Origin of the sequence: Pseudomonas sp. ATCC 13867, from assembly GCF_000349845.1 — a bacterium.
Classification (GTDB): Bacteria; Pseudomonadota; Gammaproteobacteria; order Pseudomonadales; family Pseudomonadaceae; genus Pseudomonas.
On record NC_020829.1, the window covers coordinates 3,864,588 to 3,886,480 of the forward strand.

Sequence of the window (21,893 nt, forward strand, 5' to 3'; positions counted from 1 at the left end):
CCTGGCTTGCGGCTGTCGGTTCAGAGAACCGCTTTCGGATACGAGCCCAGCACCTTCAGGGCAACGGCTTCGCTGTTGATCTTTTCCAGCACGTCCTTGATCAGCGGGTCCTTGTGGTGACCGACGAAGTCGATGAAGAACACGTAGGTCCACTTGCCGCTACGCGACGGGCGAGTCTCGATGCGGGTCAGGTCGATGCCGTTGTTGTGGAACGGCACCAGCAGCTCGTGCAGCGCGCCCGGCTTGTTGCGCATGGAGACGATGATGGAGGTCTTGTCGTCGCCGGTGGGCGGCACTTCCTGGTTGCCGATCATGAGGAAGCGCGTGGAGTTGTCCGGGCGGTCCTCGATCTTCTCGTGCAGCTTGTCCAGGCCGTACAGGCTGGCCGCCATGTCGCCGGCAATCGCGGCGCTGTTCCACTCGCTCTTCACCCGCTTGGCGGCGTCGGCGTTACTGGAGACCGCCACGCGCTCGACGTTCGGGTAGTGCGCGTCCAGCCACTTGCGGCACTGGGCCAGGGACTGGGCGTGGGAATAGATGCGGGTGATGTTGCTGGTCTTGGTGTTCTCGCCCACCAGCAGGTGGTGGTGGATGCGCAGCTCGACCTCGCCGCAGATCACCATGTCGTGCTCGAGGAAGCTGTCGAGGGTGTGGTTGACCGCGCCCTCGGTGGAGTTTTCCACCGGCACCACGCCGAAGTTCACCGCACCGGCGGCGACTTCGCGGAACACTTCGTCGATGGCTGCCATCGGCGTGCTGATCACCGCGTGGCCGAAGTGCTTGAGCGCCGCGGCCTGGGTGAAGGTGCCTTCCGGGCCGAGGTAGGCCACTTTCAGCGGCTGTTCCAGAGCCAGGCAGGAGGACATGATCTCGCGGAACAGACGAGCGACTTCCTCGTTGTCCAGCGGGCCCTTGTTCAGCTCCATGATGTGCTTGAGCACCCAGGCCTCGCGCTCGGGCCGGTAGAACACCGGCTTCTCGCCTTCGGGCAGGGCGGCCATCTTCACGCGCGCCACGTCGGTGGCGCAGCGGGCGCGTTCGCTGATCAGCTCGAGGATCTTCTCGTCGAGGCTGTCGATGCGTACGCGCAAAGCCTTGAGCTGGTCAGCGTCGCTCATCAGCCGTGCTCCTTCTCGAACTCGGCCATGTAGCCGACCAGGGCTTCGATGGCGTCCAGGCCCAGGGCGTTATAGATGGAGGCACGCATGCCGCCCACCGAGCGGTGGCCCTTGAGGTTGAGCAAGCCGCGCGCGTCGGCGCCTTCGAGGAAGGCCTTGTCGAGCTTCTCGTCGGCCAGGCGGAACGGCACGTTCATCCAGGAGCGGGCACTGGGCTGGATCGGGTTGGTGTAGAAGTCGCTGCTGTCGATGAAGCCGTACAGCATGTCCTTCTTGGCGCGGTTGCGCTGCTCCATCGCCTCGACGCCGCCCTGCTCCTTCAGCCACTGGAAGACCAGGCCGGAGAGGTACCAGGAGTAGGTCGCCGGGGTGTTGTACATGGAGCCGTTGTCGGCGGCGACCTTGTAGTTGAGCATGGTCGGGCAGATGCTGCGGGCGCGGCCCAGCAGGTCTTCACGGACGACGACAACGACCAGGCCGGACGGGCCGATGTTCTTCTGCGCACCGGCGTAGATCAGGCCGAACTTCGACACGTCGGTCGGGCGCGAGAGGATGTCCGAGGACATGTCCACCACCAGCGGGACGTCGCCGACTTGCGGAATCCAGTCGAACTCCAGGCCGCCGATGGTCTCGTTGGACGCGTAGTGCAGGTAGGCGGCGTCCCTGGACAGGTTCCACTCGTTCTGCCCGGGGATGGCGAAGTAGTCGTACTTGGATGCACTGGCAACCACGTTGACATTGCCGTAGCGACGAGCCTCTTCGATGGCCTTCTTCGACCAGATGCCGGTTTCCACGTAATCCGCCACGCCGTCTTCGGGCAGCAGGTTCAGCGGGATCTCGGCGAACTGCTGGCTGGCGCCGCCCTGCAGGAACAGCACCTTGTAGTTCGACGGCACGCCCATCAGATCGCGCAGGTCCTGTTCGGCCTTCTCGGCGATGGCCACGTAGTCGTCGCTACGGTGGCTCATCTCCATGACCGACAGGCCCTTGCCCTGCCAATCCAGCAGTTCGGCGCGGGCGCGCTCCAGCACCTCGGTGGGAAGCGCCGCGGGACCGGCGCAGAAGTTAAAGGCTCGCTTGCTCACATCCACTCTCGCTATCAGTCTTCGCTGGCCTGCGGGGCTTCTTCAGCCACAGCTTCGCCTGCTTCTGGGTTCTCTTCCGACACTTCGCCCTCGACGATCTCGCCGTCGATGACGTCGTCTTCGTCTTCCACCACGGTCGGCTCCTGCACCCGCTCCAGGCCCACGACGGTCTCGTCGGCGGCGAGCTTGATGAGGATCACGCCCTGGGTGTTACGGCCCGCACCGCGAACTTCGTCGACGCGGGTACGCACCAGGGTGCCCTGGTCGGAAATCAGCATGATTTCCTCGCCGTCCAGCACCTGCACGGCGCCGACCAGGTTGCCGTTACGCTCGTTGATCACCATGGCGATCACGCCCTGGCCACCACGACCGCGACGCGGGTAGTCGGCCAGCGGGGTGCGCTTGCCGTAGCCGCGTTCGGAGGCGCTGAGGATCTGCGCCTCGCGGCACTCGGGGATCAGCATCGAGATGATGCGCTGGCCTTCGCCCAGGCGCATGCCGCGCACGCCACGGGCGTTACGGCCCATGATGCGCACCTTGCTTTCCTTGAAGCGGATCACCTTACCGGCGTCGGAGAACATCATCACGTCCTTCGAACCGTCGGTGATGGCGGCGGCGATCAGCGAGTCGCCCTCTTCCAGCTTCAGGGCGATCAGGCCGTTGGAACGCGGCTTGGTGAACTGGATCAGCGGGGTCTTCTTCACGGTACCTTTCATGGTGGCCATGAAGATGTACGCGCCGGTCGGCTCGTCCTGGCTGAAGTCGGCGTCGTCGCCCTCTTCGGCCTCTTCGGCTTCCACCACTTCGGCGACCTGCTCGGCAACCACGTCGTCGTCATCGTTGTCGTCGCCGGCGAACTGGGCGCGCACGGCTTCCAGGTCGATCTGCAGCATCGCGGTGATGCGCTCGCCTTCGTCCAGCGGCAGCAGGTTCACCAGCGGACGGCCACGGGCGGTACGCGAGGCTTCCGGGATCTCGAAGGTGCGCAGCCAGTAGACCTTGCCCTTGCTGGAGAACAGCAGCAGGGTGGCGTGGCTGTTGGCGACCAGCAGGTGTTCGATGTAGTCCTCGTCCTTCACGCCACTGGCGGACTTGCCCTTGCCACCGCGACGCTGGGCCTCGTAGGCGGCCAGCGGCTGGGACTTGGCGTAACCGCCGTGGGAGATGGTCACCACGCGCTCTTCTTCGGTGATCAGGTCGGCGATGGTCAGGTCCATCTGCGACGCGACGATCTCGGTGCGGCGGGCGTCGCCGAACTCGGCCTTGACCTTCTCCAGCTCTTCGCGGATGACTTCCATCAGGCGCTCGGGACTGGTCAGGATGCGGATCAGCTCGCCGATCAGGGTGAGGATTTCCTGGTACTCGGACAGGAGCTTCTCGTGCTCCAGGCCGGTCAGGCGGTGCAGGCGCAATTCCAGGATGGCCTGGGCCTGCTCCGGCGACAGGAAGTACTTGCCGTCACGCAGGCCGTACTGCGGGTCCAGGTCTTCCGGACGGCAGGCATCGGCGCCGGCGCGCTCGACCATCGCTTCCACGGCGCTGGATTCCCAGCCAGTGGCGATCAGGCGTTCCTTGGCCTCGGCCGGGGTCGGCGAGGTCTTGATCAGTTCGATCACCGGGTCGATGTTCGACAGGGCAACGGCCTGACCTTCGAGGATGTGGCCACGTTCGCGCGCCTTGCGCAGCTCGTAGACGGTCCGGCGGGTCACCACTTCACGGCGGTGACGGATGAACACCTCGAGCATGTCCTTGAGGTTCATCGTGCGCGGCTGGCCGTCGACCAGGGCCACCACGTTGATGCCGAAGACGCTCTGCAGCTGGGTCTGCGCGTAGAGGTTGTTCAGCACGACCTCGCCCACTTCGCCGCGGCGCAGCTCGATGACCACGCGCATGCCGTCCTTGTCGGACTCGTCGCGCAGCTCGGTGATGCCTTCGATCTTCTTCTCTTTCACCAGCTCGGCGATCTTCTCGATCAGGCGGGCCTTGTTCAACTGGTAGGGCAGCTCGGTGATGATGATCTGCTGGCGGTTGCCACCCTTCTCCATGTCCTCGATGGTGGCGCGGGCACGGATATAGACGCGGCCACGACCGGTGCGATAGGCCTCGATGATGCCCGCACGGCCGTTGATGATGCCCGCGGTCGGGAAGTCCGGACCGGGGATGTACTGCATCAGGTCATCGATGGACAGCTCGGGGTTGTCCATCAGCGCCAGGCAGCCGTCGATCACCTCGGTGAGGTTGTGCGGCGGGATGTTGGTCGCCATGCCCACGGCGATACCGCTGGAACCGTTGACCAGCAGGTTCGGGATCTTGGTCGGCATGACCGCCGGGATCTGCTCGGTGCCATCGTAGTTGGGCACCCAGTCGACGGTTTCCTTGTCCAGGTCCGCCAGCAGCTCATGGGCAAGCTTGGACATGCGCACTTCGGTGTATCGCATGGCCGCGGCGTTGTCGCCGTCCACCGAACCGAAGTTGCCCTGGCCGTCGACCAGCATGTAGCGCAGCGAGAACGGCTGGGCCATGCGGACGATGGTGTCGTACACCGCGGTGTCGCCGTGCGGGTGGTACTTACCGATCACGTCGCCGACCACACGGGCAGACTTCTTGTAGGGCTTGTTCCAGTCGTTGCCCAGTTCGCTCATGGCGTACAGGACGCGGCGATGCACGGGCTTCAAGCCGTCGCGCGCATCGGGCAGGGCACGACCGACGATCACGCTCATGGCGTAATCGAGGTAGGACTGTCGGAGTTCGTCTTCGATGTTGACCGGGAGGATTTCTTTGGCCAGTTCGCCCATGAGAAGCCTGGTTCCTTTTTCAAATGGGACTCCGCCTCGCCCGTCCTGAGCCCGGCGGAGCGCGGTGCGCCATCAAAGCGCCACCGACTCTCTACAAATCAACGACTTGGCCGTTGATCCGCGATGCTGTGGGGGCCGTGAAAATGCCCCCTTAAGAACCGTCGGAGCTTACCACAAGCCAGGGTCAAACCCTACCCTCGCCCAGCCCCCACGATGAATTGCCGCAGGCCCCGTCAATGCAGGCGCTTGCGGCTCATCAACTGGGCCATGCGCTCGGCGTCGGGACGCTCGACCACCCCGCGCTCGGTCACGATGGCATCGATCAGATCCGCCGGAGTCACATCGAAGACCGGATTAAAGGCATCGACCTCGGCGGCGACCCGCTTGCCGCCGATTTCCAGCAGCTCACGGCCGTCGCGCTCCTCGATCGGGATGTCCTCACCGCTTTCCAGGTTCATGTCGATGGTCGAACTGGGCGCCACCACCATGAAGCGCACGCCGTGGTGCATGGCGTTGACGGCCAGCTGGTAGGTGCCGATCTTGTTGGCGACGTCACCGTTGGCGGTGATGCGATCGGCCCCGACTATGACCCAGGTGATGCTCTCGGTCTTCATCAGGTGCGCGGCAGCCGCGTCGGCATTGAGGGTAACCGGCACGTTCTCGTTGGCCAGCTCCCAGGCGGTCAGGCGCGCGCCCTGCAGCCAGGGACGGGTCTCGTCGGCGTAGACGCGCTCGATCAGCCCTTCCAGGTGCGCGGCGCGGATCACCCCCAGCGCGGTACCGAAGCCGCCGGTGGCCAGGGCGCCGGTGTTGCAGTGGGTGAGGATCTTCTGTGGGCCGCTGTGCTGCTTGCGGATCAGCTCCACGCCCAGTTGGGCCATGGTCAGGTTGGCTTCGCGGTCGCTTTCATGGATGGCGATGGCTTCCGCCTCCAGCAGCGGCATCGGGTCTTCGCCCGGCTTCAGACGCTCCAGGCGGTCGCGCATGCGGTTCAGCGCCCAGAACAGGTTGACCGCGGTGGGACGCGACTCGGCCAGCACGCTGAAATCGTTCTCCAGCGCCGCGCGCCAGTCACCACCCACGGCCAGGCGGGCGCGTAGCCCCAGGACCACGCCATAGGCGGCGGCGATGCCGATGGCCGGCGCGCCACGCACCACCATCTGGCGGATGGCCTCGGCCACGCCCTCGGCGCTCTCGTAGGTCAGCCAGGTTTCCTCCAGCGGCAGCAGGCGCTGGTCCAGCAGGCGGAGGGTCCCCTTGCGCCAATCAATGGCTGTCACCCGTTCGGCCGCCAACAGTCGCTCACGCATGGAACACCTCTTCATTTCAATGGAATCGCGGGCCTTTCCCGGCCCCGGGAATCGTCCCGCACGGGCGGGTAAAAGCGCCGAGTATACCGAGCCGGATCGAGTGGCGCTCGGCTATACTCGGGCCCTTTATCCCCGCGCCCAGGATGCGCTCCATGCCCACCGCCAAAGTCCCGCTCGACCTGCTGCTCTTTCCCTCCTGGATCGTCCCCGTGGAGCCCGCCGGCGTCGTCCTGCGCGATCACGGCCTGGGCATCCGCGACGGCCGCATCGCCCTGCTCGCCCCGCGCGCCGAGGCGCTGCGCCACCCGGCCTCGGAAACCCGCGAGCTGCCGGGCATGCTGCTCTCCCCCGGCCTGATCAACGCCCACGGCCACGCGGCGATGAGCCTGTTCCGTGGCCTGGCGGACGACCTGGCGCTGATGACCTGGCTGCAGGAACACATCTGGCCGGCGGAGTCCAAGTGGGTCGGCGAGGACTTCGTCCGCGACGGCACCGAGCTGGCCATCGCCGAACAGCTCAAGGGCGGCATCACCTGCTTCTCCGACATGTACTTCCACCCGCAGGTGGCCTGCGAGGCGGTGCACAAGGCCGGCGTGCGCGCGCAGATCAGCGTGCCGGTGCTGGACTTCCCGGTGCCCGGCGCCCGCGACGCCGACGAGGCGATCCGCCAGGGCCTGGCGCTGCGCGATGACCTCAAGCACCACCCGCGCATCAAGGTGGCCTTCGGCCCGCACGCGCCCTACACGGTCAGCGACGACAAGCTGGAAAACATCCTGATGCTCGCCGAGGAGCTGGACGTCGGCATCCACATGCACGTCCACGAGACCGCCTTCGAGGTCCAGCAGGCGCTGGAGAAGCATGGCGAGCGGCCGCTGGCGCGCCTGCACCGCCTGGGCCTGCTCGGTCCGCGCTTCCAGGCCGTGCACATGACCCAGGTGAACGACGAGGACCTGGCGATGCTGGTGGAAACCAACAGCTCGGTGGTGCACTGCCCGGAATCCAACCTCAAGCTAGCCAGCGGCTTCTGCCCGGTGGAACGGCTGTGGCAGGCCGGCGTCAACGTCGCCATCGGTACCGACGGCGCCGCCAGCAACAATGACCTCGACCTGCTCGGCGAAACCCGCACCGCCGCCCTGCTGGCCAAGGCCGTGGCCGGCCAGGCCACCGCACTGGACGCCCACCGCGCCCTGCGCATGGCCACCCTGAACGGCGCCCGCGCGCTGGGCATGGAGCAGGAAACCGGCTCGCTGGAGCTGGGCAAGACCGCCGACCTGACCGCCTTCGACCTCTCGGGCCTGGCCCAGCAGCCGGTCTACGAGCCGGTTTCCCAGTTGATCTACGCCAGCGGCCGCGACTGCGTGCGCCACGTCTGGGTCGGCGGCAAGCAGCTGCTGGACGACGGCCAGCTCACCCGCCTGGACGAAGAGCGCCTGATCGCCGTGGCCGGCGAGTGGGGCCGCAGGATCGCCGGCGCCTGAGCCCACCCCGGATCGGCATCCTCAGGCCGCGCTGCCTGAGGATGCCCGCCGCCGCTGCGACAATCTGTCATGCCGCGCCCCATCCATTCCACGAAGCTGGCATCATAGTCAGTCTTCGTTTCCAGCTTTTTGATCAATAGGGACACCATGAGCAACGTCGACCACGCCGAGATCGCCAAATTCGAGGCCCTCGCCCACCGCTGGTGGGACCGCGAGAGCGAGTTCAAGCCCCTGCACGACATCAACCCGCTGCGGGTCAACTGGATCGACGAGCGCGTCAGCCTCGCCGGCAAGAAGGTGCTCGACGTCGGCTGCGGCGGCGGCATCCTCAGCGAAGCGATGGCCCAGCGCGGCGCCACCGTCACCGGTATCGACATGGGCGAAGCGCCCCTGGCGGTCGCCCAGTTGCACCAGCTGGAATCCGGCGTGCCGGTGGAATACCGCCGCACCACCGCCGAAGAACTGGCCGAAGAGATGCCCGAGCAGTTCGACGTGGTGACCTGCCTGGAGATGCTCGAGCACGTGCCGGACCCTGCCTCGGTCATCCGCGCCTGCTACAGGATGGTCAAGCCCGGCGGCCAGGTGTTCTTCTCCACCATCAACCGCAACCCGAAGGCCTACCTGTTCGCCATCGTCGGTGCGGAATACGTGATGCGCCTGCTGCCGCGCGGCACCCACGACTTCAAGAAATTCATCCGCCCCTCCGAACTGGGCGCCTGGTCGCGCGACGCCGGCCTGGCGGTCAAGGACATCATCGGCCTGACCTACAACCCGCTGACCAAGCACTACAAGCTGGCCGACGACGTCGACGTCAACTACATGATCCAGACCCTGCGCGAGGAGTGAGTCGCATGCTCAGAGCGGTTCTCTTCGACATGGACGGCACGCTGCTGGACACCGCGCCGGACTTCATCGCCGTGTGCCAGGCGATGCTCAAGGCCCACGGCCGCCCGCCGATCGACGACCAGCGCATCCAGGACGTGGTCTCCGGCGGTGCCCGCGCGATGGTCGCCGCGACCTTCGAGATGGACCCGGAAGCCGCCGGCTTCGAGGCCCTGCGCCAGGAGTTCCTCGATCGCTACCAGGAACATTGCGCCGTCTTCACCCGCCCGTACGACGGCATGGCCGAGCTGCTGGAGAGCATCGAGCAGTCGCGCCTGATCTGGGGTGTAGTGACCAACAAGCCGGTGCGCTTCGCCGCGCCGATCATGGAGCAGTTGGGCCTGGCCGAGCGCTCCGCCGTGCTGGTCTGCCCGGACCATGTGAAGAACAGCAAGCCGGACCCGGAAATGCTCCTGCTGGCCTGCAGCCAGCTGAAGATCGACCCGTCCGAAGCGCTGTTCATCGGCGACGACCTGCGCGACATCGAGTCGGGCCGCGCCGCCGGGACCAAGACCGCCGCCGTGCGCTACGGTTACATCCACCCGGACGACAACCCCGCGCACTGGGGCGCCGACGTCATCGTCGATCAGCCTCGCGACCTGCTCGCCGTCCTCGACCGCGCGCTCTGCTCCTGCTGAGTTCAATTCCCGGGAGCTCGTCGCGCTGACGGGCTCCGCTTAGGAGAAACCATGTTCGACTACTCCGCCCGCCCCGACCTGCTAAAGGGCCGCGTGATCCTGGTGACCGGCGCCGGTCGCGGCATCGGCCGGGCCGCTTCGCTGACCTTCGCCGCCCACGGCGCCACCGTGCTGCTGCTGGGCAAGACCGAGGACTACCTCAACGAGGTCTACGACGAGATCGTCGCCGCCGGCCATCCGGAACCGGTAGTGATCCCGCTGAACCTGGAAACCACCCTGCCGCACCAGTACGACGAGCTGGCGGCCACCATCGAGAAGGAGTTCGGCAAGCTCGACGGCCTGCTGCACAACGCCTCGATCCTCGGCCTGCGCTCGCCCATCGAGCAGATTTCCACCGACAATTTCACCCGCGTCATGCAGGTGAACGTCAACGCCATGTTCAGCCTCACCCACACCCTGCTGCCGCTGCTCAAGCTCTCCGAGGACGCCTCGGTGGTCTTCACCTCCAGCAGCGTCGGCCGCAAGGGCCGCGCCTACTGGGGCGCCTACGCGGTGTCGAAGTTCGCCACCGAAGGCCTGATGCAGGTGCTGGCGGACGAGTGCGAGGACATCACCCGCGTGCGCGCCAACAGCGTCAACCCCGGCGCCACCCGGACCGCCATGCGCGCCCATGCCTATCCGGGCGAGAACGCCTTCAACAACCCGGCGCCCGAAGAAATCATGCCGGTCTACCTGTATCTCATGGGTCCGGACAGCAAGGGCGTGAACGGCCAGGCCTTCAACGCCCAGGACTGACCCCACGGCGCCCTCGCCCCGCCTCGGGGGCGCCGCATTTCGCCGGTTTTCTGGCTAGCGCGCTTTCTGACTCCCGGCAAAGTGCCATTATTTCGCCACTCTTCTGACGAAACTTCCACCCCATCGGAACCCAACCCGCCTTCTGTCGGTCCATAAGCGCTCTTTTGGAGACTTTTCGAGGGCTGGCACGGAAATCGCTCTGTCCCTCCTGTCGCCGTACAAAATGCGTCAGAGGTTGCCTCGCGTCATGGTTCCCCCCAAACAGTCCAACACCATCGACTTCGATGCCGCCAAGCTCCAGCGCCTGGCCGCCCAGGAGACGCGCCAGCGTCCCAGGCTTCCGCTCGACCCGCTGGAACTGCGCCAGCAACTGAACCTGCAATTGCAGGCCAGCCTGGAAGCCGAACGTATCCTGGCGGTGTTCTTCAGTGAGATCCAGCGCCTGCTGCCGGTGGACTACCTGGCCTACCAGCACTCGGGGGCCGACCTGCGCCTGGAGTTCGGCGACTCGGCAGCGCACAGCGCCGGCTATCGCCTCACCCATGACGGCGAGTACCTGGGCGAACTCTGCTTCCGCCGCCGCCAGCGCTTCTCCGAGGCCGAGCTGGGCCAGCTGGAGTCGCTGATGGCCTGCCTGCTCTACCCGCTGCGCAACGCCCTGCTCTACCGCGCCGCGGTGCAGTCCGCCCTGCGCGATGCGCTCACCGGCACCGGCAATCGCATCGCGATGGACCAGGCCCTGACTCGCGAGGTCGAGGTCGCCCGGCGCCACCTGCAACCGTTGTCGCTGCTGATGCTCGACCTGGACCATTTCAAGCAGATCAACGACGCGTTCGGCCACAGCATCGGCGACGACGCCCTGTGCGCGGTGGCGGCGGCGGTCAAGACCAGCCTGCGCAACGTCGACATGGTGTTCCGTTTCGGCGGCGAGGAGTTTCTCGTGCTGCTTTCCAATACTCCCGGCAGCAGCGCCGCCCAGGTGGGCGAACGGCTGCGGCGCGCCGTGGAGGAGCTGGACCTGGTCATCGACGGCAAGCGCTTGCCGCTTTCCATCAGCCTGGGCTGTGCCACGCTCAATGGCGGTGAGTCGGTGGACGACCTGTTGCGCCGCGCCGACAGCGCCCTCTACGAAGCCAAGCGCGACGGGCGCAACCGGCTGGCCTGCGCGAGTTGAGAACTATCTCCCTGTAGGAGCTTGCTCGCGAACAGCGTTTCCCGGTGACTTCGGTGTCAGGCGGGTTCGCGAGCAAGCTCGCTCCTACAAAGCTCTGCTAATTCGCAGGCAATGAAAAAGGGCTCCGAGGAGCCCTTTTTCATTTATCGCTAACGCTTAGCGCTTGAAGCCCGGGCGCATGCCGTCACCGGCAGCCTGCGGGCGACGCTTGGCAATCGGCTTGCGCGCCGGCTTGCCCGGACGCTCGGCCAGCGGGGCGCCCTTGTCGCGCTCGGGCGCGCGAGCCGGACGATCGCTCGGTGCCTTGCGCGGTGCACGGTCTTCGCCGGCATCGCTGCGCGGACCACGGGCCGGACGATTACCGCCCGCGTCACGCGGCTTGCGCGGAGCACGGCTGTCTTCGCCACGCGGGGCGCGAGCAGGACGATCACTGCCCGTCTCGCGCGGCTTGCGCGGGGCACGGCTGTCATCACCACGGGGGGCTCGGGCCGGACGCTCGTCGCCATCACGCGGAGCGCGCGCCGGACGCTCACCGGCAGCCGGGCGCGGCGCGCGCTGCGGGCGCTCGCCTTCGGCGCGCTCGGTGCGGGTACGCGCACCACGGCCCGGACGCTCGCTGGGCGCCAGCTTCTTGCCGAGCTTGCGCTCCTGGCGCTCGACCTTCTCCTTGGTCTTGGTGGAGACCGCCGGCAGGGCGACCGGCGTCAGGCCGACTTCCTCGCTGAGGATGTCCAGCTCGCGCTGGCCCATCTCGCGGTAGCGGCCCATGGTCAGCTCGGAGGTCAGGAACACCGGTCCGAAGCGCACGCGCTTCAGGCGGCTGACGATCACGCCCTGGGACTCCCACAGGCGGCGGACTTCGCGGTTACGGCCTTCCATCACCACCACGTGGTACCAGTGGTTGAAGCCTTCGCCACCGGGCGCTTCCTGGATGTCGCTGAACTTGGCCGGGCCGTCTTCGAGCATCACGCCGGCTTTCAGGCGCTCGATCATCTCTTCGTCGACTTCGCCGCGCACGCGCACGGCGTACTCGCGGTCCATCTCGTAGGACGGGTGCATCAGGCGGTTGGCCAGCTCACCGTCGGTGGTGAACATCAGCAGGCCGGTGGTGTTGATGTCCAGGCGACCGACGTTGATCCAGCGGCCGCTGCGCAGGCGCGGCAGGCGGTCGAACACGGTCGGGCGGCCTTCCGGATCGTCGCGGGTGCAGACTTCGCCTTCGGGCTTGTTGTAGATCAGCACGCGACGGACGTGCTCTTCGATCTTCTCGCGCTTGAGCAGGCGGTCATCGACGGCGATGGCATCGCGGTCGCCGACGCGCTGGCCAAGGGTGGCCACGGCGCCGTTGACTTTCACCCGGCCATCTTCGATCCAGGCTTCGACGTCGCGGCGCGAGCCGACGCCCATGCGAGCGAGGACCTTCTGCAGTTTCTCGCCGGCCGGCGCGGGGATCAGTTCTGGGTTTTCGTGCGTGTCGGTCATCTGGGCACCTCCCGGTGTGGCATGCAACGAATAAAAAGGTCGCGCATCATACGCGCTTGCGCGCGGCAAAGCATCGCCCGCGATCGGGAAAGACTAGCCGACTTACAGAACCCTACACGGGGAATGGATCAATGCACCGCGAAGACGACTTCACCGGCGCGAAGCTCGCGCTGTTCCATGCCGGCCAACTGGTGGTCTACAAGCGCGACGAGAAACCCGGCATCCCCTACCCCGGCTGCTGGGACTTCCCTGGCGGCGGCCGCGAGGGCGACGAAACCCCGGCGCAGTGCGCACTGCGTGAACTGGAAGAGGAGTTTGCCATCCGCCTGGATGCCCGGCGTATCGAGTGGCAGCGCCGCTACCGCGCCACCCACGGTCCCGCGCCGTGGGCCTGGTTCCTGGTGGCGCGCCTGGATCGAGCCGAGCTCGACGCCATCCGCTTCGGCGACGAGGGCCAGTATTGGCGCCTGATGCGGGTCAGCGAATACCTCGCCCACGGGCAGGCCGTGGATTACCTGCAGGAGCGCCTGCGGCATTTCCTCGCAGGCCGCGTCGAGATCGGCTGATTCCACGCGGCCAACCGCTGATATGCATTTGCACGGCCCATCTGAATCTGTTTCCGGCTGACACATCTCCTTAGATTGCCCGCTCACCGAAGCACGCCGCCGGCCCACCCGCGCGTGCCCGGACGTTCTGACACAAGCGGGAATCCAGCATGAACACGAGAAGCACGGAGCAGGCGTACAACTACAAGGTGGTTCGCCAATTCGCCATCATGACGGTGGTCTGGGGCGTCGTCGGCATGGCTATGGGGGTGCTGATCGCCTCCCAGCTGGTCTGGCCGCAACTGAACCTTGACCTGCCGTGGACCAGTTTCGGGCGCCTGCGCCCGCTGCACACCAGCCTGGTGATCTTCGCCTTCGGCGGCTGCGCCCTGTTCGCCACCAGCTATTACACCGTGCAGCGCACCTGCCAGGCGCGGTTGTTTTCCGACAGCCTGGCCGCCTTCACCTTCTGGGGATGGCAGGCGCTGATCGTGGTGATGCTGATCACTCTGCCGCTGGGCTACACCACCACCAAGGAATACGCCGAGATCGAGTTCACCGGCGCGGTGTGGATGGCCATCGTCTGGGTCGCCTACGCGGTGGTGTTCTTCGGCACCCTGATGAAGCGCAGGACGCCGCACATCTACGTGGGCAACTGGTTCTTCGCCGCCTTCATCGTGGTCACCGCGATGCTGCACATCGTCAACCACCTGTCGATCCCGGTGGACTGGTTCAAGTCCTACCCGGTGTACTCCGGCGCCACCGACGCGATGGTGCAGTGGTGGTACGGCCACAACGCGGTGGGCTTCTTCCTCACCACCGGCTTCCTGGGGATGATGTACTACTTCGTGCCCAAGCAGGCCGGACGCCCGGTGTATTCCTACCGGCTGTCCATCGTGCACTTCTGGGCGCTGATCACCCTGTACATCTGGGCCGGCCCGCACCACCTGCACTACACCGCGCTACCGGACTGGGCCCAGTCGCTGGGCATGGTGATGTCGCTGATCCTCCTGGCTCCGAGCTGGGGAGGAATGATCAACGGCATGATGACCCTCTCCGGCGCCTGGCATAAGCTGCGCACCGACCCGATCCTGCGCTTCCTCGTCGTCTCCCTGGCCTTCTACGGCATGTCCACCTTCGAAGGCCCGATGATGGCGATCAAGACCGTCAACGCCCTGTCTCACTACACCGACTGGACCATCGGCCATGTCCATGCCGGCGCCCTGGGCTGGGTGGCGATGATTTCCATCGGCTCGCTCTACCACCTGATTCCCAAGGTCTTCGGTCGCGAACAGATGCACAGCATCGGCCTGATCAACGCGCACTTCTGGCTGGCCACCATCGGCACCGTGCTGTACATCGCCTCGATGTGGGTCAACGGCATCACCCAGGGCCTGATGTGGCGCGCGGTGAACGCCGACGGCACGCTCACCTACTCCTTCGTCGAAGCGCTGCAGGCCAGCCACCCCGGCTTCGTGGTGCGCATGAGCGGCGGCATGCTGTTCCTCGGCGGCATGCTGCTGATGGCCTGGAACACCTGGATGACCGTGCGCAGGCCGCAGCCCGAAGCGCTGCTCGCCGCCGAGCGGATGGCCTGAGGTGACGCTCTGGCTGGGGCTGGCCGGCCTGCTGGCGCTGTACTTCGGCGTCGGCTGGAGCCTGCGGGCGCACCGCGAGCGCGGCATCGAGGAGGCCAGCATGCTGCCCTTCGCCGATGACGAAGAGGTCGCCCGGCGCATGGAAAAAACCACCGGACGCAGCCGTACTGGCTGCGCCTGCCCCGGTCGCTGCCAAGGCGACTGCGAGCACTGGCACGACTGGCAGCCCTAGCGCGGTATCTCACGCAAAGACCTGCGACAGAGCGCCGCATCACCTCCATCAATTTTCATTAGCAAGCACATCAATTTCTCGGCGGGCGGCCGGAATGAAACTATCTGTCCCGTGCCCCGCCACCCGATGGACGCCTGAAGCATCGTCCCCTGCCCTGCCTGGACCCCAGGACAAACATCATCGATGCCAGCGCTCCCCGGTGGGGCTTTCAAACCCATTCACCGAGTCCGTTCACCGAGGAATATCAGAATGAAGCTTGCCTCTGTCGTGTCGGCTGTGATCTCCAGCCTTGCCCCGATGGCTTTCGCCCAGGACGCCATCAAGAACCCCGGTGCCGATCTGCCGGTTACCGAATACCACTACGGCATGGCCCTGGACGTGGACAAGGTGCTGCACCGCACCGACAACTCCGGCAAGGTCGGCATCGTGCCGGCCTACATGGTCTACCAGGACCACAACGGCGAAACCCACAAGGTTCGCTTCCTCGAATGGGGCGGCAGCACCAGCCAGGGCTGAGCCCCGCCGAACATCGCCCTCCGGCCGTCTTGGCCCACCCCCGCGAGCCTGTGGTGGCGGTCGGGGGGCGATCCTGATTTGCCGCCGCACCACAGCCGTCATCCCGCAAGTCCGCGAAACTCAGCCCTACCAGGAAGCTGCGCCACCTGTAGGAGCGAGCTTGCTCGCGAACAGAACGCCCCGTAGACATCGTTGCAAAGCGGTTCGCGAGCAAGCTCGTTCCTACGAAGAGCCCTGCTGCCGATAGGGCAACGCGGTCCGGGCCTCTTCGGCGTAGGCGAGAATGCCGGCGCGCTCCTGTTCCAGAAACTCCGCTACCGCCGCCCGCAAACCGGGATGCCCCAGGCGATGCCAGGAGCGCGTGATCACCGGCTCGAAGCCACGGATCAGCTTGTGCTCGCCCTGCGCCCCCGCATCGAAACGCCGCAGACCGTGGCCAATGGCGAAGTCCAACCCCTGGTAGAAGCACGTCTCGAAGTGCAGTCGATCGAACTCCGCCAGGCAACCCCAGTAACGACCGTACAGCGAATCGCCACCGACCAGGCTGAAGGCCATCGCCACCGGGCGCCCGCCGCGATGGGCGAACACCACGCGAACGGCCTCCGGCATGCGTTCGCCGAGCAGGCTGAAGAAGGACCGCGTCAGGTAAGGCGCCTGCCCGCGCACCTCGTAGGTGCTGCTATAGCAGGCATGGACGAAGTCCCAGTGCGCCTCGGAAAGCTCGCGGCCTTCCATCCAGACGAAATCGATGCCCAACCCGGCGACCTGCTCGCGCTCCTTGCGCAGTTGCTTGCGCTTGCGCGAACTCAGGGCGTCGAGGAAATCCTGGAAATCGCGGTAACCACGGTTACGCCAGTGGTACTGGCAACCCAGCCGCTCCATCCAGCCATCGGCCCCACCGAGCAGCGCGTCGGCGGCACCATCGGTGAAGTTCACGTGTACCCCGGAGCAACGCGCCTCATCCACCTCCCTCACCAGCGCACCGACCAGGCTCAGCGCGGCCTCAGGTGCGCCCAGCAAGCGCCCGCCGGCCACCGGGGTGAAGGGAATGCCCACCAGCAGCTTGGGGTAGTAGCCGATACCCGCCCGCTGGCAGGCATCGGCCCAGCTCCAGTCGAACACGTACTCGCCGTAGGAATGGCCTTTCAGATAGGCCGGCGCGGCGGCGAGCAGGCGGCCATCGTCGTCGAACAGGGCGCGATGAGCCGGTGTCCAGCCGGTACGCCCATCGACACTGCCGCTTTCCTCCAATGCCTGGAGAAAGGCATGGCGCAGGAACGGCTGGCCGTCCGTCAGCAGGGCATCCCACTGGCGGGCATCCACATCGGCGAGGCGGGAAAGAGTCTGGATTGGCATGGCCGACAGTCTGGCGCGCAGCGCCCGGGAATGGAAGATTGGCGCAGGAAAAGCCCGCGCCAGTGACATTCACGTTCGTCGGTATCCGGCAAACGGACCCAACGACTGGTCTATGGTGGGGATTGACAAGGCTTGCCGGCAACCCCAGCCGGCTCCATTCCGCCCGCCACGCGCCCGGCCCGGAAGAGTGGCGATTTGCCCGGAGGACGTCCCATGAGCCTGATGCAATGCGAATACCGCAAGTACACCATCACCGCCGATGTCGTTGAACATCCCGGCATGCCCACGCCCTGGGCCGGCGGCTGCCACATTACCAGCCCCGACGGCCAGACCACCAAACGCAAGACGTTGCCGCTGGAATACGCCTACATGGCGGACCTGGAGAAGGCCCAGCACGCCTCCATCGCCCACGGCAAATGGCTGGTGGACCAGAGCCTGGACCACGACCGTCCGCTGTTCTGATCAGCAGGCTGGCGCTTCGCTGATCGGCAACTCCGTCAGGCGTACCTGCAGGGAAAGGAACTCCTGCGCCGACGACCGCCACGATTGACCGCGCGCCCACTGCGCGCAGACCTGGCGATCCAGAGCCAGCGCCCGCAGGCAGGCGCTGCGCAGGTCCTCGTGCAACGCACCGGTCACGCCCTCTTCCAGCACATCCAGCGGCCCCGCCACCGGGAAGGCCGCTACGGGCGTGCCGCAGGCCAGCGCCTCGTACATCACCAGCCCCAGGGTATCGGTCCGCGAGGGGAACACCAGCACGCTGGCCTGGCGATAAGCCGCCACTAGTGCGTCGCCGTGGCGATAGCCGAGGAACTCCACCTGTGGATAACGCGCCTGCAGCTCCGCCCGCTGCGGGCCATCGCCCACCACGCGCTTGAGTCCGGGCAGGTCGAGACCCAGGAAAGCGTCGAGGTTCTTCTCCCGCGCCAGGCGTCCCACATAGAGAAACACCGGCTCCGCCGCCGGCGCTCTCTCGCCTGGCTGGAAACGGCAAAGGTCGACGCCCTTGCGCCACAGCACCAGGCGCTCCAATCCGCGCTCGGCAAAGGCCTCGCGCATCCGCTCGCTGCTCACCAGCACGGCCTGGCTCGGCGCGTGGAAGCGGCGCAGGAGGGCATAGCCCCAACCCAGCGGCAACCAGGGCCAGCGGGTGTTCACGTATTCGGGAAAGCGCGTGTGGATGGCGCTGCTGAACTTCAGGCCCCGGCGTATCAGCCAGCGCCGGGCGGCCCAGCCCAGCGGACCTTCGGTGGCGAGGTGAACGCAGTCGGGAGCGAACTCGCGGATCCTCTCGCCGACCCTCCACAGGTCCCAGGCCAGGGGAATTTCCGGATAACTCGGGCACGGGCAATGACGAAAATCCTGCGGGGTGATCAGGCCGACCGCATGGCCCATCTCCTCCAGCTCAGCCACCAGCGCCCGCAGGCTGGTGACCACGCCGTTGACCTGCGGCAGCCAGGCATCGGTGACGATCAGCAGCCTCATGCCGCCGTCTCGACCGCCGTCAGCTCCGCGCCGCGCGCCTGCTCCTCGGCCAGCCGGTAGAGCTGGATGCTGCCGTCCCAGTGCTCGATCAGCGCCGAGCAGGACTCCACCCAGTCGCCGCAGTTGAGGTACTCCACCTCGCCGATCTGGCGGATCTCGGCATGGTGGATATGCCCGCAGATCACGCCATTGAGACCGCGCTTGTGCACCTCGTGGGCGATGGCTTCCTCGAAGTCGCTGATGAAGTTCACCGCCGTCTTGACCTTGTGCTTGAGGTACGCCGACAGCGACCAGTAGCCATAGCCGTAGCGGCTGCGCCAGTGGTTCAGCCAGCGATTGAGAGTCAGGGTGAATTCGTAGGCGGAGTCGCCAAGGAAGGCCAGCCACTTGTGGTAGCGGGTGATCACGTCGAACTGGTCGCCGTGGATCACCAGCAGCCGGCGGCCGTCGGCGGTGGTGTGCTCGATCTCGTCCACCAGGCGGATGTTGCCCAGCAGCAGCGAGGAATAGCGGCGCAGGAACTCGTCGTGGTTGCCGGTGACATAGATCACCTCGGTGCCGCGCTTGCTCATGGTCAGCAAACGGCGAATCACGTTGGTGTGCGCCTGCGGCCAGTAGATGCCGCCGCGCAGCTTCCAACCGTCGATGATGTCGCCCACCAGATAGATGCGGTCGGCATGGTAGCGCTTGAGGAAGCCGGCCAGGTGCTCGGCCTGGCAGTCGCGGGTGCCGAGGTGGACATCGGATATCCACAGGGTCCGCACCCGTTGTTTCTTCGTCGGCGTCATGCGTTGCGCGCTGCTCATCGTCGGCGACCTCCAGTGGGGTTTCTCCGAGTGTCGACCCACGGGGTGAAGCGCAGGTGACCGACTGGCGACAGTCCCGTTACAGCCCGCGGCGCGCTAGACTGTCAGCCTGCCCGCCAGCACGAAAAGCAGCCTTGCATGAGCCAGATCCTCTCCCTGCGTCACTACAGCCATGACCATCTCGCCCATAGCCACAGCCATGCGCAGCTGGTGCTGGGGCTGTCCGGCAGCCTGGATTTCGAAGTGGGCGGACGCGGCAGCCTGGTGACCCGGCAGACTTTCGCCGTGGTGCCGCGCGAGGAGCACCACGCCTGCGCCAGCCCCGACGGCAGTCGCTGCCTGGTGGTGGATCTGGAAGACGAAGACGATCTGCTCGCCGACCTGGGGCTGCACAGCGATGCCGGTCGCCGCCTGCTGGAAACCCCCGGCCAGCGCCTGCTCAGCAACGATCAGGCACAACTGGTGCACTGGCTTGCCGGCAGCCCGCTGCACGATCCGGTGTTGGCGCGCCAGGGTGCGATCCTGCTCTTGGCCAGCCTCGCCGCCGGCCAGCAGCGCGTGGAAGAACCCGCGCAATTGCCGCTGGCCAGCCTGGATAGCTACATCGACCGCCATGCCGCGCACCCGCTGCAGGTCGCCGACCTGGCGCGACTCGCCGGGCTGTCCGCCGCGCGCTTCCACGCCCGCTTCCTCGCCGAAACCGGGCAAACGCCCATGGACTATGTGCGCCAGCGTCGCCTGCAGCTGGGCCGCGACCTGTTGCGCGGCTCGCACCTGTCGGTCGGCGAGATCGCCGCGCAGGTCGGCTACGCCTCGCAAAGCGCCTTCACCGCCGCGCTGGTGCGCCAGTTCGGCACCACCCCGCGCCAACTGCGCCAGCAGGCGCGCGACAATTCCCGCTAGCCGCGCGACAGACAGCCGCGCGCCCAGGGCCTAGACTGCCGGCCATCGAACCGGATAACCCAGCGGGAGCAGCGATGTCGGCAGACACCATCGAGTGGCAGGATTTCGAGCGCGTCGAACTGCGCGTGGGCACCATCGTCCAGGCCGAACCCAACGTGAAGGCGCGCAAACCCGCCTACATCCTCCAGGTCGACCTCGGCCCGCTGGGGATCAGGACCTCCAGCGCGCAGATCACCGCGCACTATGAAGCCAGCGAGCTGATCGGCCGCCAGGTGCTGTGCGTGTGCAACTTCGAGCCCAAGTCCATCGCCGGCGTGCGCTCGGAAGTGCTGGTCACCGGCGCCTACGACAGCGACGAGAAAGTGGTGCTGGCCGGTTTCGACAAGCCGCTGCCCAATGGCGCGCGGTTGGCCTGATGCTCGTTCCACCGCGCGCCGGCTGTCCTGGCGCGCGTCCCTCTTTCCCGACAAGGTCCCGCCACCGCCCCCGGCATGAAACGCGTCACTCAACTCACTCCCCGCGGCGCCCTGATCGGCCTGCACATCGGCGCCCTGATGTTCGGGCTGTCCGGCATCTTCGGCAAACTCATCCTCGCCGGCCCCCTGGTCATCGTCTTCGGCCGTGCGCTGTTCGGCTCGCTGTCGCTGGCGACGGTGTTCGCCGGGCATCTGCGCGGGCAACGGCGACCCACGCTGAAACAGGCCGCCATGCTGCTGGGCGGCGGCGTGCTGCTGTGTACGCACTGGCTGACCTTCTTCCTCGCGGTAAAGGTGGGCAACGTCGCCGTCGCCACCCTCGGCTTCGCCAGCTTCCCGGCCTTCACCGTGCTGCTGGAAGGGCTGCTGTTCCGCGAGCGCATCCGCAAGGGCGAGTACGGGGTGGTGGCGCTGGTGTGCATCGGCCTGGTGATGGTCACGCCAACCCTGGACCTGCGCGACGGCGCCACCGCCGGACTGCTCTGGGGCACTCTCTCAGGCCTGCTGTTCGCCCTGCTGTCGCTGGCCAACCGGGTGAGCGTGCGCGGCATCGACCCGATCCAGGCGGCGCTGTGCCAGAACCTGACGATCATCGCCTGCCTGCTGCCGCTGGTGTTCGTCGAACTGCCCTCGGTGCGCGGCATGGACTGGCTCTGGCTGGTGCTGCTGGGCGTGCTCTGCACCGGCGTCGCCCACAGCCTGTTCGTCGCCAGCCTGCGGTTGATCAAGGCACGCACGGCGGCGGTGATCTTCGCCCTGGAGCCGGTCTACGGCATCGCCTTCGCCACCGTATTGTTCGGCGAAGAACCGAGCCTGCGGATGCTGGCGGGTGGCGTGCTGATCATCTTCGCCACCTTCCTCAGTGCGCGCGGGTCGCACTGATCTCGCTCCGCGCTTGCTTTTCGCAGGAGCGAGGGGGACGCCTGGTTCTTGCTCGCGAACCGCTTGGCAGCGAAGCAGGACCAGTTCGCGAGCAAGCTCGCTCCTACGAGATATATCTGCGCTCGGGGCGACCCTCACCCTAACCCTCGGCTTTGGCATCCTGCGTCGTACCCCCTGCATCCATGCAGTCGTCTCCCAGGGAGAGAGGGGACCGTTCGGTGCAGGAGGAAATCTCGGTCTCAGCCGGCACGGTCTGCCCCCTCTCCCGGAGGGAGAGGGTTGCTCCTACAAGGGCTGGAGCAATGCGTGCGGCAAAAAGAAGGCCGCCTCGCAGCAT

The 21,893-nt window shown here is 66.5% G+C and carries 21 protein-coding genes; 13 read left to right on the forward strand and 8 right to left on the reverse strand.

The features are described from left to right. Nucleotides 1-20 precede the first annotated feature (20 nt). From pheA to mtnA, 4 genes are all read right to left on the reverse strand, one after another. Nucleotides 21-1,118, reverse strand: a complete 1,098-nt coding sequence (gene pheA, locus H681_RS17165; protein ID WP_015478144.1) for a prephenate dehydratase — start codon at nt 1,116-1,118, stop codon at nt 21-23. Next, nucleotides 1,118-2,203 carry a 3-phosphoserine/phosphohydroxythreonine transaminase gene (serC, locus tag H681_RS17170; RefSeq protein WP_015478145.1) on the reverse strand — a complete coding sequence of 362 codons (1,086 nt, stop codon included), beginning with the start codon at nt 2,201-2,203 and terminating at the stop codon, nt 1,118-1,120. The genes pheA and serC overlap by 1 nt, the downstream gene beginning before the upstream one ends. A gap of 14 nt (nt 2,204-2,217) precedes the next feature. Further along, on the reverse strand, nt 2,218-4,998 hold the full coding sequence (gene gyrA, locus H681_RS17175; protein ID WP_015478146.1) for a DNA gyrase subunit A: 2,781 nt from the start codon (nt 4,996-4,998) through the stop codon (nt 2,218-2,220). Between the two features lie 233 nt (nt 4,999-5,231). Next, nucleotides 5,232-6,308 carry an S-methyl-5-thioribose-1-phosphate isomerase gene (gene mtnA, locus H681_RS17180; protein ID WP_015478147.1) on the reverse strand — a complete coding sequence of 359 codons (1,077 nt, stop codon included), beginning with the start codon at nt 6,306-6,308 and terminating at the stop codon, nt 5,232-5,234. A gap of 152 nt (nt 6,309-6,460) precedes the next feature. On the opposite strand from mtnA, the gene H681_RS17185 reads away from it, so the two are divergent. The 5 genes from H681_RS17185 (at nt 6,461) to H681_RS17205 (ending at nt 11,275) form a co-directional block, all read left to right on the forward strand. Continuing rightward, nucleotides 6,461-7,786, forward strand: coding sequence for a TRZ/ATZ family hydrolase (locus tag H681_RS17185; protein ID WP_015478148.1), 1,326 nt, complete (start codon nt 6,461-6,463; stop codon nt 7,784-7,786). Between the two features lie 147 nt (nt 7,787-7,933). After that, the gene (gene ubiG, locus H681_RS17190; protein ID WP_015478149.1) at nt 7,934-8,632 is read left to right on the forward strand and encodes a bifunctional 2-polyprenyl-6-hydroxyphenol methylase/3-demethylubiquinol 3-O-methyltransferase UbiG; all 699 of its coding nucleotides are present in this window, start codon (nt 7,934-7,936) and stop codon (nt 8,630-8,632) included. Then, nucleotides 8,629-9,306: an N-acetylmuramic acid 6-phosphate phosphatase MupP gene (gene mupP, locus H681_RS17195; protein ID WP_167650136.1), complete on the forward strand. Its 678-nt coding sequence runs from the start codon at nt 8,629-8,631 to the stop codon at nt 9,304-9,306. Before ubiG ends, mupP begins: the two co-directional genes overlap by 4 nt. 51 nt (nt 9,307-9,357) lie before the next feature. Then, nucleotides 9,358-10,101 (forward strand): YciK family oxidoreductase, encoded by a 744-nt coding sequence (locus H681_RS17200; RefSeq protein ID WP_015478151.1) that lies wholly within the window; start codon nt 9,358-9,360, stop codon nt 10,099-10,101. A 247-nt stretch (nt 10,102-10,348) separates the two neighbouring features. Next, a complete protein-coding gene (locus tag H681_RS17205) occupies nt 10,349-11,275 on the forward strand; it encodes a GGDEF domain-containing protein (protein ID WP_015478152.1) in 927 nt (308 codons plus the stop codon). Nucleotides 11,276-11,431: 156 nt separating this feature from the next. Here the strand turns inward: H681_RS17205 and rluB are convergent, their stop codons facing one another. Continuing rightward, the gene (gene rluB / locus H681_RS17210; protein WP_015478153.1) at nt 11,432-12,757 is read right to left on the reverse strand and encodes a 23S rRNA pseudouridine(2605) synthase RluB; all 1,326 of its coding nucleotides are present in this window, start codon (nt 12,755-12,757) and stop codon (nt 11,432-11,434) included. A gap of 131 nt (nt 12,758-12,888) precedes the next feature. Between rluB and H681_RS17215 the strand changes: the two genes are divergently transcribed. The 4 genes from H681_RS17215 (at nt 12,889) to H681_RS17230 (ending at nt 15,648) form a co-directional block, all read left to right on the forward strand. After that, nucleotides 12,889-13,323, forward strand: a complete 435-nt coding sequence (locus H681_RS17215; RefSeq protein ID WP_015478154.1) for an NUDIX hydrolase — start codon at nt 12,889-12,891, stop codon at nt 13,321-13,323. Between the two features lie 149 nt (nt 13,324-13,472). Further along, nucleotides 13,473-14,900, forward strand: a complete 1,428-nt coding sequence (ccoN, locus tag H681_RS17220) for a cytochrome-c oxidase, cbb3-type subunit I (protein ID WP_015478155.1) — start codon at nt 13,473-13,475, stop codon at nt 14,898-14,900. Between the two features lies 1 nt (nt 14,901). Further along, nucleotides 14,902-15,132, forward strand: coding sequence for a hypothetical protein (locus H681_RS17225; RefSeq protein ID WP_015478156.1), 231 nt, complete (start codon nt 14,902-14,904; stop codon nt 15,130-15,132). Nucleotides 15,133-15,381: 249 nt separating this feature from the next. Further along, nucleotides 15,382-15,648 (forward strand): DUF2790 domain-containing protein, encoded by a 267-nt coding sequence (locus H681_RS17230; protein ID WP_015478157.1) that lies wholly within the window; start codon nt 15,382-15,384, stop codon nt 15,646-15,648. A gap of 222 nt (nt 15,649-15,870) precedes the next feature. Here H681_RS17230 and H681_RS17235 read toward each other — a convergent pair whose 3' ends face one another. Beyond that, complete coding sequence (locus H681_RS17235; protein WP_015478158.1) at nt 15,871-17,004, reverse strand: GNAT family N-acetyltransferase; 1,134 nt, start codon at nt 17,002-17,004, stop codon at nt 15,871-15,873. 213 nt (nt 17,005-17,217) lie between these two features. On the opposite strand from H681_RS17235, the gene H681_RS17240 reads away from it, so the two are divergent. Continuing rightward, entirely contained in the window at nt 17,218-17,466 is a 249-nt protein-coding gene (locus H681_RS17240; RefSeq protein ID WP_015478159.1) for a hypothetical protein, read from the forward strand. Here the strand turns inward: H681_RS17240 and H681_RS17245 are convergent, their stop codons facing one another. Together H681_RS17245 and H681_RS17250 are read right to left on the reverse strand one after the other, a co-directional pair. Beyond that, the gene (locus tag H681_RS17245; protein ID WP_015478160.1) at nt 17,467-18,489 is read right to left on the reverse strand and encodes a glycosyltransferase family 4 protein; all 1,023 of its coding nucleotides are present in this window, start codon (nt 18,487-18,489) and stop codon (nt 17,467-17,469) included. Further along, entirely contained in the window at nt 18,486-19,295 is an 810-nt protein-coding gene (locus tag H681_RS17250; protein ID WP_015478161.1) for a UDP-2,3-diacylglucosamine diphosphatase, read from the reverse strand. The genes H681_RS17245 and H681_RS17250 overlap by 4 nt, the downstream gene beginning before the upstream one ends. Nucleotides 19,296-19,433: 138 nt before the next feature. Here H681_RS17250 and H681_RS17255 point away from each other — a divergent pair, with 138 nt between their 5' ends. The 3 genes from H681_RS17255 (at nt 19,434) to H681_RS17265 (ending at nt 21,556) form a co-directional block, all read left to right on the forward strand. After that, nucleotides 19,434-20,198, forward strand: coding sequence for a helix-turn-helix transcriptional regulator (locus tag H681_RS17255; RefSeq protein WP_015478162.1), 765 nt, complete (start codon nt 19,434-19,436; stop codon nt 20,196-20,198). A gap of 74 nt (nt 20,199-20,272) precedes the next feature. Next, complete coding sequence (locus tag H681_RS17260; RefSeq protein WP_015478163.1) at nt 20,273-20,614, forward strand: tRNA-binding protein; 342 nt, start codon at nt 20,273-20,275, stop codon at nt 20,612-20,614. 75 nt (nt 20,615-20,689) lie between these two features. Continuing rightward, a complete protein-coding gene (locus tag H681_RS17265; protein ID WP_015478164.1) occupies nt 20,690-21,556 on the forward strand; it encodes a DMT family transporter in 867 nt (288 codons plus the stop codon). Nucleotides 21,557-21,893: the final 337 nt, after the last annotated feature.